Source organism: Corallincola luteus (genome assembly GCF_004336975.1).
Classification (GTDB): Bacteria; Pseudomonadota; Gammaproteobacteria; order Enterobacterales; family Neiellaceae; genus Corallincola; species Corallincola holothuriorum.
On sequence record NZ_SJXE01000015.1, the window covers coordinates 36773 to 53010 of the forward strand.

A 16238-nucleotide genomic window follows, 5' to 3' on the forward strand; every position below is an offset into this window, starting at 1 on the left:
GAAACAGTAGGCAACAGGAGTCATCGGGGAAATAGGCGGCAGAGGGAAGAGTGCGCCCCCCATGGAGCAGAGGCGCAATGGTAAACCAACGCTGTTAATCTACTTCTTTAGCAGCGCTGCGACAGTTTCACCCAATAACTTGGCTGACTGCGGGTTTTGTCCTGTTACAACGCGCTGATCAGCCACGACTTTGCTCTGCCAAGGCGCCGCTTTACTGAAACTGGCACCCCGCTCAATCAACTGATCTTGTAACAGAAACGGCATCACTTGAGTTAGTTCTATCTGCTCTTCTTCCAGATTAGAGAATCCAGTGACCTGCTTGCCTGCAATCAAGTAGCTACCATCGCTCAGCTTAATATCCAACAGCGCTGCCGGACCATGGCAGACCGCAGCAACCACACCACCTTGTTCGTAGATGGCTGCAGACACGCTATTCACGTCTGGGTTATTGGGAAAGTCCCACATGGTGCCGTGACCACCGCTATAGACAACCGCGCGATAATCAGCAGGATTTACTGAAGCCAAGGTCGCCGTGTTCTCAATCTGTTGTTTCAACTTGGCATCGGCGAGGAACCTCTGATTCTCAGCGTCGTCCTCTGTCAGGCTATTTGGATCTATCGGTGCTTTACCGCCTTTAATACTGACGATCGTCACCTCAAAACCTGCATCAGCCAAGGCATAATAGGGGTGAGTCAACTCAGCTAACCAGTACCCCGTTGGTTTACCTGTGTCGCCCATTTGGCTGTGACTGGTGAGTACCATCAACACTTTATCTGCGGCTAAGCTGGTGGTGGATGCAAAGGCCAATACAGCTAGCAAAACGCTTTTAATCAGCAATTTCATGTTTCTGTTCTCCATTTTCAAAAATAATAAGTGGTTCTGAAACCAAGACTCACAATATCGGCATCCACGGCAAATAGCCTCGAACTACCAGTAACCACCAGCATGCCAGCCAAATATGTACGGATTGACGTCGAGTGTAGATCCCCACAGGGCATAAAACTAATGAAGATCTTTTATAAGAATGATTCAAACTGTGAATAGCTCAGCAACAGAGAGCGCTCAGCGTTCTCTGTTCCATCTGCTTAATGAAAGGCAAAGTCAGGCATCGATACCCCCACGATACTCCCATTCGCCATGGGTGAGGCGCGCAGGTTAAGCAAGTCACGGCGGTGATGCAGTCAAGAGAAGAGCGACAGTACCAAGCTAAGGCTTAGTACCGATGCGAAAGCTACCATTGGAGAGAAACTGCACCGCTTCAGGGCGCTTCTTCGCCACCAGCAAAGCGCCATCATCCATAAACAGGAAGTTTTTCCAGCAGCGTTGAAACGTCGCCCATGTTGTCTCAATCACTGACTGCTGATCATTGCAGTAATAAACCACCGTATTGGCTTCCCACGGTAAGTGCGCCTGGATCATCTCCGGCAGCGAAACAGCGTCGCTATCCCAGACAGACTCCCATTCACCTTCCTCTTTCCAGGTTTCAATGCTAAACGGCCAATCGCCTTTGCGGAAAAAATCAGGATGATCAGTCTGTTTGCTGATTAATGCTTTCCATAACGTGGCTGCGCGCGCTTCGGTCATCGGCTTAATCGCCAACCGATCATCATCACTGATTGGCAGATCCGTACGATTAAAGATCCACGGTTTTTTATGTTCAGAAAGAGAGATGTAACTCATAACCAGCCTGTTTTAAGGGGAACGGACAGATTGTAACAAGGCTAAGTCTGTTTAACGACCATTGCGACCATATTCAAGGAGCGCACCGCGGCAAGTGATAAACCTGCACAGTTCTGTGGCCGAGTTTAGTAATCATAAAGCAGTTCAGTTGCAGCACCCGAATAGCATTTATGGCTCTTTCGCTTTTTTCTCCATCATTACATGGTCAGCACGGTCTAGTAACTCTTCAAAACTCAGGTTGAGATCGACCTCGATATCACCAATAGAAACAGTAAAATCAGGCAACTTTTGCTGACGTTGTGCTTCTTCAAACCCCGTAAGGATCCGTTTCTGCAACTGTCGAATGTCATCCGGGCTCTGAACAACAACCAGGGCCACAAACTCATCCCCTCCCAGCCTGCCAACCACATCCGAACGTCGTATAGCTTTATAGATGGACTGCGCCACAGCAATAAGCACCTTATCCCCGACCCCATGACCATACTTATCGTTGATCACCTTAAACTCGTCGATATCAAAGTAGAGCAGTGCTTGGCGCATATTCATTCGCTTAGCAAGCAAGATCCGTTGATGCGCCAACGCAGTAAAACCACGCCGATTATTAATAGCAGTCAGCGAATCAGTGATGGCTAGCGTTTGCATCTGTTGGTACAGAGACATCAGCGACAGATCAGACTCCAAGATATCTTTGAGCTGCTCAATCAACTCGATGTAGGTGTCTGAGTATTCAGTCTCTTTGTAATCCATGACACAAAAGGTGCCGAAAGGCTGCTTGTTAGGCCAAAACACAGGCACACCTAAGTAGGAACGAAAGCCATCTTGATGCACCTCTGGGTTGGTATCCCAGCAAGGGTCAATCATCGCGTTGGGTACATAGAGGGCTTGTCCGGTTTCAACAATACGGCGGCAAAAAATGTTGGCGTCGCTTTCTATCACGACACCTGCAGAGTAGGGGTTTGAGCTCTGCTCACTGGAGATAGTCACTTGAAAGCCCGCAGAGGTATGTTGCACCAAAAAACCTGCCGGCGCATGAAACAATTTTGACAGCAGATTAACTGTCTTTTGCCACTTACCCAGCGAAATAAGATCGCTTGGATGCTCCAACAGAAACAGATCCTGATCAATAGGATTAGGCAATATAAGCTCCTAGTAATCGCACGACGAACCGAACGGCGTAATCAACCACTATCAAAGTTTAGCCCTATTCCCTATTTTCGCCGCTCAAGCGACGAAAACAGTGACACCTAATCACCGAACTGAGCACAAACGCCTTGCTAAATGGCTGACTAAACCCCGAATCCTAGTTTGGCGTAATGTTAATTCTGCCGTCCGTGCGAATGTAGATAATGCTCTCCAATTCGTCACTGGTTGTCACTGAGTGTTGCGCTGCGCCCTTAGAACCAAAGTAGCTGCCAGGTGCTAAATTGACGCTGTTGTTATCTGTAGTTGCCTGATAGGCAACTTGCCCTTGAATAAGCACCGCCCGAAAGGTGGAGGCCTGACTATCTATCGTGCCGTTAAAACCAGCAGGTAGCTTGAGCAGCACGCCATTGACATGACCATCTTGTGGTTTGCCCCAAAGAAAGGCGATTTCGGGTGCGTTGCCAGAGGTTGGCATTCCGGCCTGTTGCAGCCAGCTGATATTCGATGCTTCCAACCACACGATATTGGACACATCAACGTTCACCGGTCTTTCACCACTATCAAACGCTTCGTCAGTAGGCAGCACCAGATATGGCCCCTCATCAATCTCGATATACGCAAGGGTGCTATTGCCCTTAGCCGCAGTGATGTGTGATTCACCTTTCGGCTGAGTCCAAAAAGATCCCGCTGGCATCCACATCTCAACCGCTGTGGGATCGTCGTTATGAATCAAACCACTGATCACGACGCCACGGTAAGTCACATTATGAATATGTGGGGGAGACTGAAAGCCATCCATAGGCTTTAGCAGGTATCCTGTCGCCTCAGAGCCATTGCGATCGCCCCACAGGGTACCGGCTCTCGGGCTCTTATCGCCACGAGCAGGATTAAGGTGCTCCCACTTCACGTTTTCTCGCAACACCAATTCGTAACTAGGTGCGGCAACGTGATCACTGACAACGGCTTCAGACGCCTGCAATGAGCCCGCACTACTGATAGCGACAGCAACGACGAGTACCTCAGATAGCAATATGTTCATGTCCCGTGATTCCTTTTAAACGGCGGTTAAACAAAAAACCAACAGCCACAGTAAACCGAGATAAAAAATATAAAAACCACTGCAACGAATAATGTTTATCAACAAAATGTTGATAATTAACGTTCGAACTTAGCCTATCAATATAGCAAGCAGTGCCGTTCGAGAAGAACGTCTGAGAAGGTGACCAACAGTAAACAAGCCATTTAGCGCTCTAAAAAAAAGCCCCCAGTATCTGGAGGCTTCTTGAGGTCTATCGTTAACGATTCGGTGTTCGACTTACTCGCTGCAATTAGCGACAAAACTCCAGGAGTGGTCGCTACCCGGCACCGAGTTGGTATACCATTTTGCTAAGTACAATTTGCCGCTGTGTACCATCTGGTCACCCTTATTTTGGTGCGTTGGCTGACCACCAGACCAATCCTTACGGATCCAATTTGGGTAGACAGAGACATCCTGGCACTGGCCCGCAGTATCACCGGTATCACCGCCAGTATCTCCTCCGGTATCGCCGCCATCATCGTCATTTGCAGCTTTCTCGACTTCAAACCAGTTCAAGTTCCAGCCTCGACCAGTCGCTTCTATCACCAGATCTTGCTTACCTTTATTCAATTCAACCTGATGACTGATGGTTTTCCAGCTCTGCCAGGCGCCCGTCGGCGAAATATCTAAGGTAGCGTAAACATCACCGTCAACAGACTGTAACTGCAAACCAGTGTGACGATCCTTGGCAGCCACTCGGTAAGACACCTTGTAGCGACCGGTATCGGCAACGTTAACGCGATACGTCATGCTATCGCTGGTTTCAATCCAGCCGACGTTCTCACCGCCACCACTATCAGCCGTCGCTTGGGTTTTAATCCCAACCATAGAGCAATAGTCTTCTGCCTGAATTTTGCCCGGCACCGCCATCGCCTCACATGTCGATGGATCGGTATCGCCACCATCACTGCCGTCGGCGGTCGGCCAACCTTTGATGATGTCACGCACCTTCTCACCAGACTCAGTGTAAGCACCCGACGGAGTCAGTGCAGATGCCCCTTCATACTTGTCATTGTATGCCCAGTTTGCATGGCTGATATTGTGCTCTTGCAGGAAGGCCATCCATGCATCTGTGCTGCTGTGATCAACCGCGCCATCACCATTGGCACTGACTGCACCCCACTCCGTTGCAAACAACGCAATGCCGTTATCGAGGGCTGTTTTGGCCGCTGAACGAAGGTATTCACGGTGGGTGGCTGCATAAAAGTGCAGTGTATAAGCGATGTTAGTGCCATCGATAGGATCCAGCGAAGCCTCATCTACCTTTTGCGACCATTGCGGCGTTCCCACCACAATCAGGTTATCCGGATCTTCCGCTCGAATAGCTGAAATAACCGCCTCAGAGTATGGCTTAATGTCTGACCAAGGGATCTGCAGTGGCTCATTATAGATCTCGTAGATCACGTGATCGTAATGACCATAATCTTTCGCCATACGCGAGAAGAAATCTTTCGCTTTGCTCCAATCATGCTCGTGGGCATGGTGGGAGTGCCAGTCGATGATCACATACATATCATTGTCGATGGCCGCCTCGACAACCCGTCGGACCTTGGCTTCATTTCCTGCAGGGTCATCAAAGTAACCGCCGTTCTCATCAACGCCCATCGCCGCCCGCACTAGGTTGGCGTTCATGTCACTCTTAATTTTTGCCACCGACTCGGCGTCGTAAAACTTTTCTCCGCCCCAGCCATTGTTACTCCAAAACAAGCTCATGCCGGCAAAGCTTTTTTTCTCGCCACCGGCTAAAACCTGGTTTCCACTGACGGTTAACGGCTCTACAGCATGGGCAAATGAAGCTGCCAGTGCACTAATAAGCAAAACGCTTTTGCACGCAACATAAACCGAATTCAAGTTCTTCATGACTCTCATAATCTGTGGGTGCTCTCTGTTTGTTATTGTGATTTAGCTATTCGGCGTGCCAAAGCTCAATGAAGTCATACCCTACCGCTTACAACACCAAACGCTAACTTAATGTTTTAATTAACTTAAACAGATAGACATTAACTTTTTGACACTAGAGAGTCAATTATTTGACGCAACGTCAGAGTGGAGAGTCAACAGATCGCTGACAAACTTCCATTTCAGCAAAGATAGAATTATCGCCTGCGGTAACGAGTTCGAAGTCAGAACGCCACGTCCCAACGCGTTCACAACTCAACCCTATTAAGTTCCATTTACCTTGAAGTCAGTTCTGACAAGTAGAAGCGTCAGCCAAAAATTAAACAGATCACGCTTATAAGCTATTGTTTTAACACAGATTGATACTGACAAAAAAATGCTATATCTTGGTCAAATTAACATACTATTAACAATCATGAGAGTCTGTTGTGCAAGCCAAATGGTCAGCGGTAATTTTTGTTCTATATGCAGTTTCTAGCTCCGTTAATGCCGCCAATTACTTTGTTTCCCCCAGTGGTGATGACGCAAACATTGGCTCGCTAGACTCTCCTTTTTTAACCCTCTCCAAAGCGGCAAATGTCGCCGTTGCCGGTGATGTGGTTAACATTCGCGAAGGCACCTATCACGAAACACTGCGTCCCAGTCATTCAGGCTCCGAATCAAGCCCTATCACTTTTCAATCCTATGAAGATGAAAAAGTCATTATCACAGCGATGGAAGCAGTGAACGGCTGGGCATTAGATTCCGGCCAAATATATGTGGCGGATGTGGCGTGGGATTTAGGCCAGTCGAACTTTGTTATGCAGGGCAGTACTGCGATGGATCTGGCGCGCTGGCCAAACAACGAAGACGGTGATCCGTTCACGCAAGACACTCTCAGGAATTCAGGTGGCAGCGACGGTTCAGTCGAGTTTAATGCTCACCTGGATTATGCAGACGGCATCCCTGCGGGAGATTGGTCTCAAGGCGGGTCATTATATTTTTACGGCGACAAGCCTGGCTCTGGCTGGACAACCTGGCGCGCTTTTATTACCAGCAATACCAGCACAAGCGTCTCTTTTGATCTCAATAAAAACCCGGCATGGATCCGCACCTTTCACGCCCCAGCCGATGGCGGTGACTTCTTTCTGCAAGGCATTAAAGAAGCACTAGATTATCAAAACGAGTGGTACTTTGATGCCGCCAGCCAAAAGCTATATGTACAACTGCCAGATGGCGCCATGCCAGCTGAAAACCAAGTACAGATGCGCCAACGTGAACAAACCATCGACCTATCAGGCAGAAGCTACATCCAGATCCGAAACCTCGCCGTGTTTGGTGGATCAATAGAGATCACTGGCGGTGCATCAAACAACCATATTTATGGTGTGACTAGCTTGTATGGTAACTACACCTTGGGTGTCGTTTCTGGCTTCTCGTCGAATAACCAAAGCGTCAATATTCGCAGTGATTGGGGGAAAGGCAACACCGTTAACAACATCATTGAACAGAGTGAGATCGGCTTCGGCTCTGGCACCGGGATCTACGACTCCGGCGAAAGCACCCAGATCATCAACTCCTATATTCATGACTTTAACTACCTTGGTAATTACGACGCCATCATCAACGCCCGCAGTGGTAACAACACCAAGGTACTGAACAACACCATTACACGGGCTGGCAGAGACGCTATTCAGGCATTCAATACCAACTCTGAATATGCCTTCAATGATATTTCCCGGAGTAATTTAATTGCCGATGACTGCGGCCTTATCTACACCGTAGGTGGACCAAGCAACACAGAGATCCATCACAACTGGCTCCATGACACGTTTTCACCCGGCCCTAAAAACAAAGCGGCTGGTATCTACCTCGACAACGATGCGTCAGGCTTTGATGTTCACCACAACGTGATCTGGAATACCGAGTGGAGCAATATTCAAATCAACTGGAACGGCACTGACATCAACATCTACAACAACACCTTGTGGAATGGCAGCGTCACCATGGGGGCATGGCATAAGGACGGCACCGCATTCTCTAATGTCAGTGTATGGAACAACCTCTCAGACAAAAGCGATTGGGAGCCACAATCAGATAAGCAAAATAACCTGACGGTCGCAGAGTCTCCTTTTGTTGATGATGCGAATGGTGACTTCCGCCTGAAAGCGAACACCTCGCCGATTGACTATGGCCGGGTCATCGCCGGTATCACCGATGATGTCAGCGACGGGCAGCCCGATGTTGGCGCATATGAAAAAGACGGTGAAAATGCCAACTGGACGGCGGGCATAACCTGGAGCAGAGAGTTTGGCCCTACTGGTAACGGTTGCTACGGTTTACCTGGGGAAGATTGCATCGACCCAATAAAAGAACTGCCAGTAGTAAGCTTTGCTGTAGAAGGCTTTGCCATTGATAGTGTAACTGCCGACGAAGGCAGTGATATCACGATTAAAATGATGCTGTCTGAACAGGCAGAGGATTACCCCGTCACCGTGTCATACACCCTCAACGGCACCGCTGATCATCAAGACCACAACATCATTGATGGCAGTGTTGTTATTAGCGATGGCACCGAAGTCAGCTTCACCGTCACACTACTTTCAGATGAACTGATTGAGGGGGATGAAACACTGAACATCGCCATAACAAACGTTGAGAATGCGACCCCCGGCACCGACAACACGGTCGCGCTGACAATCAAAGATAAGACAACGGAACCAGAACCAGAACCAGAGCCAGAACCAGAACCAGAACCAGAACCAGAGCCAGAGCCAGAGCCAGAACCAGAGCCAGAACCAGAACCAGAGCCAGAGCCTGAGCCACAACCAGAGCCCGAGCCACAACCAGAGCCTGAGCCGCAACCAGAGCCTGAGCCGCAACCAGAGCCTGAACCGCAACCAGAGCCTGAGCCACAACCAGAGCCTGAGACGGAGCCAGAGCAAGCACCGGAGTCTGAGCCTGAAGCAACAGACGCTAGCGGTGGCGGTAGCATCAGCTATGGTATCGGCTTACTGTTGGCATGGTGTGCATTCATCAGAAGGCGCAATTTGGGCAGGTACTAACGCCTTGCTCAGTTATGCTGCGATTCTTGAGAGGGAAGTTCGAAACGCTCGGGGCACGCACTCCTACACTCTAAACATACGCCTCTGAACCCCTTCAGAGGCGCAGCAAACAGCACAAAGCCAGAGTGAATTTGCGACAGTGTCGGATGGGTGGCGTCTGAATTACCGCTGAGTCTACTAAGCGATTTAGCACTCTGGCGTCAGTGCATCCAGCGGGGATCCATGTTTTGATAGGTATTACTGAAATTAAGCAGCGGCTGGCCATCAGCTTGAAAGCGGATATTGAGGATCAACAGCTGCCGTCCATCTTTGGCTGATGCCTGGTACGCCAAGTCATCTTTGTACTGCATAAGGCTTAGGTTGAAGCTCTGATATTCAGCACCTTGAAAGTCTAACTGCTGGCTTATAAACGCATCCCACTGCGCCAATGAGTCACTCTCCCCCGAACTGAAAAACGCTTCTGCCACTTTACGATCCAGCGGAGCGATTCGGTAAGAGATTACGATGGTATCAGGCAACACCTCTCCTTCCGGTAGATCAAAATACCCAGTGAGACTGCCCCCCGCAGTCGAACCATAGCCCATAAGGAACTGCGGGAATAGATGACGTTGCTGGCGATTATTGCTGGCAAATGCGCTATTAAATGTTTTGATTTCCAGCCAGCTATCTCCCGAGGATATCGTGAAGTAAGCCGCCCTTGGCGTGGTAGGAAACAGCGATTGGCCAAAAAAGCCCAAATACCATGCTAAAAAAACAAGGCCGATGCTTAGGATGGATAGTGCCAGCAACATGGTTTTGATCAGTCCTTTGAGTTTTGGATGCATAGGGTTAGAAGCCTATTCCATATAGCGTATCTTTTACTGGCGCTTGTCACTGGCAAGCGACCCAAACAAGCCTGACAGCTCCATCATGCAAATGAACTTTCACCTCCGTACTGCAATCATCAAAGCCACACATTGACGGTTCCGGATACAACGGAGCGAGGGGAATGCAGCTAGGACAGATCTACACGCCCCAGATATATCCCCCTGAGATAAAACTTGCTAATTTGAAGAAAAATGGCTTTCTATCCATTGATAGATTGTTCCCATCTTAATGTCAGAAAAAGCTATTTTCAGTGTACTCTCGTCGGCGTCTTTATCTTTGAAGCCAAAAGTACAAACAATCTGCTCAGGATTAGCATCAAGTATCATCACGACGATACGCTTTCCTGACTGGGGACAGTCAATCGTCATAGCGTCAGCGGGGATACCCTGCTCTCTTAACCGCGTATGAGCGCCGACAATGGGATTAATCTGTTCATAATCCTGTTGAATAAGACGTTGAGCATCGGCCGCTAAATCCATTAACGCGCCTAATTTTGTACCTTCCATCTAACTTCCTATTAATCTCATTGGCAGATAATTTACGTTGTTTAAAAATCGCACAGCAGGTTCCCTCTAAATACCCAAGGCACATATTGAGTGCCTGGCGGAACCGAGTCTGCGACCTGACGATGCAGTAAGCCATAGAAAATACTCATAATTTGAGTAGCAACACAAGCATAATCAGCCCATGCTCAATCTAACCAGCCTGCTTCCATCTCCTCAAGCGTTCCGCCAACGTAGCAACTCACCTCTTCAATGGTTTGATTAAGGAAGTCTTTAGCTTCCGCTTCATCACTAAACTGCTGTAGCTCCTCTTTAAGCTGATCAGTTTTTTGCTGCACTACGTGCTCAAAAATTGCTTCTGGTACATCACTGAATAGGACCCGATTAATACTTTCATACTTAGCAATAAAGGGCGCCAACGCCGGGAAGTAGCCATCACACTCTAATATGAGTTCAATATCTTCCTGATCTGGCTGGCTGGCAAAATCTTTCTCAGTCCATACGTGAAGCACCTTACCTGCATCAACGTCGGCTAAGCTGGGCGCATTAACAAGCGCAATTTTGAAGTCAATGTCAGCACCGCTTTGCCAAGAATCGAACTTCAAGGTTAAGGTGTTTTTGCCCGGCACCCCGTTATACGCCCCCAAACCAGTGGTTAACGTGCAACCGCCGCAATGCCCCGTTTTTGTACCATTGAAAATAAAAGATATTGTGATGCCGTTTGAGCTGCACTTGGCATATAAGTGCTCTGGTTTCTCAATTTTGAATTTCATCTACTTCCTTTCGTTGAGTCATTATCTAGCGACAAATAAGATGCGAAGAGACAATCACCAAACCTTTTAAACACTCAGCTCGGCCAAGGACTGCTGCGCCAAAGCAGCAATGCCAGCGAAATACCCTAACAGCAGCCGCGCCCTCAACAGCACACTAAATAGAATACTGCTACCTTACATTTATACGTTTGTTCTTTGTCGCTTAACTTGAGAGTCAACGATGATAATCCCTCAGAGGCGACTGTCTTGGTATCTGCCGCTGCTACTATGTTTGCTGTTTGCCGCAGGGTGCGCTGAACGTTATGAAGTCATTGAGCTTGGCACGCTACCCGGTGGGAGCTTCAGTTCAGCCCGTGACATCAATGTGAATAACGAAGTGGTTGGTATTGCAGACACCGAGTCTGGATCTATTCATGGCTTCCTCTATCGCGACAATACCATGATTGATTTGGGGCCATTAGATGGTGGCCTCAACAGTGCTGCACTTGGCATCAATGACAGAGGTGCTGTCGTTGGGAGAAGTCAGGACTCAAATGGTAATTATCATCCTGTCGTTTGGCGTAACGGTTATATCATCGATCTTTACGACGAGCTTGCTGATGGGGCGTTTGGGGAAGCCACAGCAATTAATAACGATAACTGGATAATCGGTTCAGTTATGACAACCGCTGTTATTTGGAAAAACAACCTAGAACCCACCCCTTTAGTAACTCACTTCTTGCCACGAGCAGCCAATGCGATAAATCAATCAGGTACTGTTGTGGGACAAGACCAATCCGCTACTCGAGCGTTTACCTGGGAAAATGAGATACTGACGCACCTCCCTCAGCATGATCTTTCGTGGAGTGAGGCACTTGGACTTAATGACACCGGAGATGTAGTGGGTTGGATCCACAGCGAACCACCCGGTCCCGTACACAAAATTGCAGCACTATTTGCCTCTACCGGAGCGGTACGTTTAGGCACGCTGGGCGGCGCGAGTAGTATCGCGCATGACATCAATGATCAGCAACGCATCATAGGTGAAGCTGATAATGCTGATGCTCTCCGTCTGCCGTTTTATCTAAATTTCGCATCTAAAGTGATGCATCTACTACCAACCAATGACAATGAAGGTGCCGCTTACGCTATTAACGAAAATAATGTGATTGCGGGAGAGATCGTCGACGATTCCGGCCTGACTAAGGCCGTCATTTGGAAACTAAAAGCTCCATACGATTACTTCGACTAAGCACAGCATAAGCTGAAGCCTACCAGCCCGTCTAAACAAGAATTTCTGCTATTCGGCCAATAAACAGCACAAAACCAAAATGCCGTGTAGTTTTGTTGCCCAAATGAGCCTACGAGCGACTTGATGCGTTTGTTAAATTTTCATAGCTCGTGACCACTTTGTTTTCCACAAGCTATGTTCCTACGAAAACTGACGCCCTGATTTTTAAAAATATAATGCCCCAACCATGGGCAGCTTGAGCAGGCTAAGCTACGGAGCGGAGCGACGAGTGTTTTGGCTAATTTGTTTGTTATGAGTAATTAGTTGGCATCCCAGGTACAGTACTTAGCGCCATTATTTGAGAACAAGTAAACTGTGACATCACCGCCTTGCTGATAGTTCTCAACCGTTTTTTCGGGAAGGGTTTGCCACAACCACTCCAAATCAGATTGTTCAGCGACTTTATTAGAGAAGGCCCTTTTAAACTCTTCTTTACTATCAAAGTCCTGCTTTGACGCTATTCGTTCGAATACACAAAAGCTTCCATCCACATAAGGCCAAACACGGTCTTGCCATGTTGGAAGCGCGGGCGTAGCAAAGATAATTTCGTCGTTCTCTTCAGCACTGCCACCAAAAGCTTCATTAGCCTCGATCTCAAGCGCTTTGAGCTTTCCCGCAGCTAAGCACTCATCACAGATGCATTCAATTTCGTCGATACCGTAGAATCCACCAGCATCAAACCAGACACCAAGCATGCCACAAACGGAACACTTCATTGGCTCGTCTGTTTTAAAAGCAAAATTGTCAGGATCTCTAAAGTACTTAAAATTCATGATACGCATAACGCCTAAAACAGGGAGCAAGTTAGCGGCTTTTTTATAGAAAAGGTGACAACTATGCCAGGTCCGCGTGCTTTGACTTATTAAATGCAAGTTTGAACTGAACGTAATTCACTGCAAAAAACCTCAAAATTACGGTAGTACGCTTCCTCACTGCAGCTAACTTCCTTGATGTTGAACTTTGACGACCAATGATTCTTACCAGCTAAAGCCTCAAACTCAGATATAGCTTCAGGATAGATATCTTCGATCGCATCTAGTGTGCCTGAGTTTCTAATCGAGTAATCAATTACCCAGAAACAGTACACTACTTTTTCGTAGTCAGTCAGAGCCTCAATTCCGAGTTCGGCTTTCTTTTCGATTACATCATCACCAAACTCAATTAGCCACGTTTCGTTGTCTAGTTCCATATTCATTAGTGCACTTAACGCCTCAAACACCGGATTGGTGAAGATGGCGGCTTTTTTGCGCAAGCGAAAAAGGTGACAGCTTTACCAAGTCCGCGTGCTTTGGCTTGTTAAATGTAGATGTGGCACAAACCATATTTTACCTCTATAGCATTAAGCACTTTTCCTAGTTCAGCTTTGACCAGAGACTTGAGCTGTTCAGGGTCATTCTCCACTGCCTTACCCTCACGCAAGCTAATGGTGGTTGCAACTTCCAGGCTCTTCTTTGACTTACGCAGAGGATCAATTTCTGGCTCATTGATACTTTCTTCAGCCCAGCGAATAACCATATTTATTTCTTTGAACCGCATAGCATCAAACGCTTTCGATTGCTCAATTAAAGGCTTGACCTCATCACAGACCGAAGCCATGGCCTGACCAATGTTTTTGATGCGACCTTTAACGAGACCTACACCGGCGATTAATACTGGATACTCACTCATAGACATTTAACGTTGCCCGCAACGGCGAGCGATAGCGAGTCCAAGGTCCGCCGCGTCAGCGGTTTTAAGCGGGCCATGATGTTCACCCGATAAAATAGACTACCAACTACCATAACTTCCACCATGGCTTCTTCTCTAACTCAGTTTTAGCTAGCTCTTGTGCTTTGTGATCAGGAAAAACGATAGTTGCATTATTTTCATGCTCAAGATATGGGATATCTACGCAATTAAAATAGTCGAAGCCGATCTGTAATTGGACTAGTTGATTTTTAACGAATTCTTTATATTCATCGTTTAATTTTTCTGACTCAACCTTTGAGGTAATAAGAATCTGGTGGGTATCGTCTTCAATATTGATTGCCATTAGCCAAAAATCATACTTATCACGTAGTAGCCAAGCTAATGAAGAAATTGTTACGTAGCGATCGTGACCACTCATTGTCAATGGAAGTTTATAGCGTTCATCGTTAAAATAGACCCAAAGTTCGCCATCTAATAATTCAGCCGACATTTGATCTGTGCTACTAACCTTTTCAGCAATCGTTTCTACTATTGCATCATCATACTCTCGCCAATCAATTATAATCAGCTCTTCGTCTATAATCTCTTCGGACGTTTCAGAAACTTCATCTATAGACTCATCTGAATACTCATTAACAGCTGCAACAACACTTTTTAAATCTCTCATTGTAAATTTCCAAATTAATAATCAAATGAGGCTATATATGCCTAACGTTGCTCGCAACGGCGAGCGATAGCGAGTCCAAAGCCCGCCCGCAGCGAAGCGGATGTTTTTTTGCGGGCTTGATGTTGCCGGGCCTTGTTAATTTGGGCTGTGGCTAACGCACTCATTAGTCTGAGACAGTAAAACAGGCATCAAAGAATCCCCATATAAAAACAACTCTATAGTGGATATTCCTATTTTATCAAGCTTAACTTAGAAGCAGCTTCTTCAAGAATAAGATCTAAATCAGGGTGTTGCCTATAAACTAACTTAAGGTGTTCTATATATTCAGCGACAAAACTAATCATATCTGTATGACCACCTGAATAAGGATAATTTATTCCAGAATAAGCGCACATACCAGGTTTCCACTTTGATAAATTTGGAAGTAAGTTTTGTTCACTTTTAAAACCCAATAAATCGCCATATTTATTCTTTAAAAGTTGATACCTTTCATCTGAAATAAGAAGGAGAAACCTCCCAGAAGAATCACAATAAACTTCACTCTTTTTACTATCAGGAATACTGTTATATACCGACGCAGTAAATATCTGCGAATCACAGAAAGTTCCTGTTACCGGCGGATCAATAACTTCCCCTGATACCAAATACTGATTTTCCTTAGTTTTCACTATTTCCACATTGAAGAAATCTGCCAGATCATCTACAAGCCACTCGAATTCTGCATAGTCATAAACAAACTCAACACCAACTACTTCTTCAGAGTCTAGATATTCGATTAAATCATCCATAAGAGCTTGATTGTAAGGTAACTTAGGTGCTTCATCCAAAGTTAGCTTATCAACTTCATTGGTCATTCTTTTCATCTGATTTAACTGGTGATTTAGCTTTAATTTGTAAATGTAAGTGTATGCTTTTTTTACTAGTTCTCTCACAAAACATTCCTTTAGTTTGAATTTTGAAATACCCAAACTCATGTATCAGATTTAGTCTTTGGAAAATTAACGCCGCAATCTAGCGAATCCCCTCATAATCCCTAGGAAATTCATAAAAGTAGACGCGCACCCCGTGGTTTGATCTAATTAATTTCGCCAAAAACAAATCCTATCTCACCCTGCACGGAGGCAGTCGGGATGCGCGAAGTTCAAATCCTACACCAAATGCTTGCACAACAGTGTCCGCAAATTCACAAAAAACGCCTGAGTTCCCTGATAGTTGCCACACAATCGTTGCTTGATGGCGACAGCTTGTCATTGACCGAACTAGGACGAAACATTGAGGGGCGTGTTGCGCCCAAGCACAACATTAAACGGATGGATCGGTTATTGGGCAATCATCATCTGAATAACGAACGATTGGCGGTATATCAGTGGCACGTGCGGCAGTTATGTGGTGCCAATCCCATGCCGGTTGTTTTGGTGGATTGGGCTGATGTGCGGGAGCAGTTACGAATGATGACATTGCGGGCTTCTGTCTCGGTGAAAGGACGCTCGATAACGCTCGCGATTTAAAAAGCCCGCAATACGGCTTTGGCTTGCGTCATAGTCGCTAGCGCTGTCCGCGCCGTTACGATGTACTGCTGCTAATCGCCATGCTCGCAGAAATCATGCTTTGGTGGTTAGGCTTGG

The 16238-nt window shown here is 46.8% G+C and carries 15 protein-coding genes and 1 pseudogene; 3 read left to right on the plus strand and 13 right to left on the minus strand.

Features of this window, described 5'->3' with window-relative positions; genetic code table 11:
- Positions 1 to 99: 99 nt before the first annotated feature.
- The 5 genes from EZV61_RS18600 to EZV61_RS19550 all read right to left on the minus strand — a co-directional run bounded on the left by EZV61_RS18600 (position 100) and on the right by EZV61_RS19550 (position 5761).
- On the minus strand, positions 100 to 843 hold the full coding sequence (locus tag EZV61_RS18600) for a type 1 glutamine amidotransferase domain-containing protein (protein WP_131417520.1): 744 nt from the start codon (positions 841 to 843) through the stop codon (positions 100 to 102).
- Between the two features lie 363 nt (positions 844 to 1206).
- Positions 1207 to 1680, minus strand: coding sequence for a DUF2947 family protein (locus tag EZV61_RS18605; protein ID WP_114339529.1), 474 nt, complete (start codon positions 1678 to 1680; stop codon positions 1207 to 1209).
- Between the two features lie 168 nt (positions 1681 to 1848).
- On the minus strand, positions 1849 to 2817 hold the full coding sequence (locus EZV61_RS18610; protein WP_240695240.1) for a sensor domain-containing diguanylate cyclase: 969 nt from the start codon (positions 2815 to 2817) through the stop codon (positions 1849 to 1851).
- A gap of 163 nt (positions 2818 to 2980) precedes the next feature.
- A complete protein-coding gene (locus tag EZV61_RS18615) occupies positions 2981 to 3862 on the minus strand; it encodes a DUF4437 domain-containing protein (RefSeq protein ID WP_131417524.1) in 882 nt (293 codons plus the stop codon).
- Between the two features lie 276 nt (positions 3863 to 4138).
- Positions 4139 to 5761, minus strand: coding sequence for a cellulase family glycosylhydrolase (locus tag EZV61_RS19550; RefSeq protein WP_240695241.1), 1623 nt, complete (start codon positions 5759 to 5761; stop codon positions 4139 to 4141).
- 467 nt (positions 5762 to 6228) lie between these two features.
- On the opposite strand from EZV61_RS19550, the gene EZV61_RS18630 reads away from it, so the two are divergent.
- Positions 6229 to 8844, plus strand: coding sequence for a right-handed parallel beta-helix repeat-containing protein (locus EZV61_RS18630; RefSeq protein WP_205695414.1), 2616 nt, complete (start codon positions 6229 to 6231; stop codon positions 8842 to 8844).
- A gap of 200 nt (positions 8845 to 9044) precedes the next feature.
- On the opposite strand, the gene EZV61_RS18635 is transcribed toward EZV61_RS18630, so the two are convergent.
- The 3 genes from EZV61_RS18635 to EZV61_RS18645 all read right to left on the minus strand — a co-directional run bounded on the left by EZV61_RS18635 (position 9045) and on the right by EZV61_RS18645 (position 10987).
- The gene (locus EZV61_RS18635) at positions 9045 to 9668 is read right to left on the minus strand and encodes a hypothetical protein (protein ID WP_131417526.1); all 624 of its coding nucleotides are present in this window, start codon (positions 9666 to 9668) and stop codon (positions 9045 to 9047) included.
- A gap of 219 nt (positions 9669 to 9887) precedes the next feature.
- Positions 9888 to 10217: a hypothetical protein gene (locus EZV61_RS18640; protein ID WP_131417528.1), complete on the minus strand. Its 330-nt coding sequence runs from the start codon at positions 10215 to 10217 to the stop codon at positions 9888 to 9890.
- 185 nt (positions 10218 to 10402) lie between these two features.
- A complete protein-coding gene (locus EZV61_RS18645) occupies positions 10403 to 10987 on the minus strand; it encodes a hypothetical protein (protein ID WP_131417530.1) in 585 nt (194 codons plus the stop codon).
- A 220-nt stretch (positions 10988 to 11207) separates the two neighbouring features.
- On the opposite strand from EZV61_RS18645, the gene EZV61_RS18650 reads away from it, so the two are divergent.
- Positions 11208 to 12218, plus strand: coding sequence for a hypothetical protein (locus tag EZV61_RS18650; protein ID WP_131417532.1), 1011 nt, complete (start codon positions 11208 to 11210; stop codon positions 12216 to 12218).
- Positions 12219 to 12517: 299 nt separating this feature from the next.
- Here the strand turns inward: EZV61_RS18650 and EZV61_RS18655 are convergent, their stop codons facing one another.
- The 5 genes from EZV61_RS18655 to EZV61_RS18675 all read right to left on the minus strand — a co-directional run bounded on the left by EZV61_RS18655 (position 12518) and on the right by EZV61_RS18675 (position 15545).
- Entirely contained in the window at positions 12518 to 13039 is a 522-nt protein-coding gene (locus EZV61_RS18655) for a CbrC family protein (protein ID WP_131417534.1), read from the minus strand.
- Positions 13040 to 13119: 80 nt separating this feature from the next.
- Positions 13120 to 13452 (minus strand): hypothetical protein, encoded by a 333-nt coding sequence (locus EZV61_RS18660; RefSeq protein ID WP_131417536.1) that lies wholly within the window; start codon positions 13450 to 13452, stop codon positions 13120 to 13122.
- A 101-nt stretch (positions 13453 to 13553) separates the two neighbouring features.
- The gene (locus EZV61_RS18665; protein ID WP_131417538.1) at positions 13554 to 13931 is read right to left on the minus strand and encodes an Imm39 family immunity protein; all 378 of its coding nucleotides are present in this window, start codon (positions 13929 to 13931) and stop codon (positions 13554 to 13556) included.
- Between the two features lie 100 nt (positions 13932 to 14031).
- Positions 14032 to 14613 carry a hypothetical protein gene (locus tag EZV61_RS18670; RefSeq protein ID WP_131417540.1) on the minus strand — a complete coding sequence of 194 codons (582 nt, stop codon included), beginning with the start codon at positions 14611 to 14613 and terminating at the stop codon, positions 14032 to 14034.
- A 230-nt stretch (positions 14614 to 14843) separates the two neighbouring features.
- Complete coding sequence (locus EZV61_RS18675) at positions 14844 to 15545, minus strand: hypothetical protein (RefSeq protein WP_114339520.1); 702 nt, start codon at positions 15543 to 15545, stop codon at positions 14844 to 14846.
- Between the two features lie 198 nt (positions 15546 to 15743).
- Here EZV61_RS18675 and EZV61_RS18680 point away from each other — a divergent pair.
- Positions 15744 to 16112: pseudogene (locus EZV61_RS18680) on the plus strand (IS4 family transposase); the annotation flags it as partial.
- Positions 16113 to 16238 lie beyond the last annotated feature (126 nt).

What these genes read in the sequence shown, in the direction of transcription:
- EZV61_RS18600 (WP_131417520.1), bottom strand. Translation starts at nt 843, where the DNA reads ATGAAATTGCTGATTAAAAGCGTTTTGCTAGCTGTATTGGCCTTTGCA.
- EZV61_RS18605 (WP_114339529.1), bottom strand. Translation starts at nt 1,680, where the DNA reads ATGAGTTACATCTCTCTTTCTGAACATAAAAAACCGTGGATCTTTAAT.
- EZV61_RS18615 (WP_131417524.1), bottom strand. Translation starts at nt 3,862, where the DNA reads ATGAACATATTGCTATCTGAGGTACTCGTCGTTGCTGTCGCTATCAGT.
- EZV61_RS19550 (WP_240695241.1), bottom strand. Translation starts at nt 5,761, where the DNA reads ATGAAGAACTTGAATTCGGTTTATGTTGCGTGCAAAAGCGTTTTGCTT.
- EZV61_RS18635 (WP_131417526.1), bottom strand. Translation starts at nt 9,668, where the DNA reads ATGCATCCAAAACTCAAAGGACTGATCAAAACCATGTTGCTGGCACTA.
- EZV61_RS18640 (WP_131417528.1), bottom strand. Translation starts at nt 10,217, where the DNA reads ATGGAAGGTACAAAATTAGGCGCGTTAATGGATTTAGCGGCCGATGCT.
- EZV61_RS18645 (WP_131417530.1), bottom strand. Translation starts at nt 10,987, where the DNA reads ATGAAATTCAAAATTGAGAAACCAGAGCACTTATATGCCAAGTGCAGC.
- EZV61_RS18650 (WP_131417532.1), top strand. Translation starts at nt 11,208, where the DNA reads ATGATAATCCCTCAGAGGCGACTGTCTTGGTATCTGCCGCTGCTACTA.
- EZV61_RS18655 (WP_131417534.1), bottom strand. Translation starts at nt 13,039, where the DNA reads ATGCGTATCATGAATTTTAAGTACTTTAGAGATCCTGACAATTTTGCT.
- EZV61_RS18660 (WP_131417536.1), bottom strand. Translation starts at nt 13,452, where the DNA reads ATGAATATGGAACTAGACAACGAAACGTGGCTAATTGAGTTTGGTGAT.
- EZV61_RS18665 (WP_131417538.1), bottom strand. Translation starts at nt 13,931, where the DNA reads ATGTCTATGAGTGAGTATCCAGTATTAATCGCCGGTGTAGGTCTCGTT.
- EZV61_RS18670 (WP_131417540.1), bottom strand. Translation starts at nt 14,613, where the DNA reads ATGAGAGATTTAAAAAGTGTTGTTGCAGCTGTTAATGAGTATTCAGAT.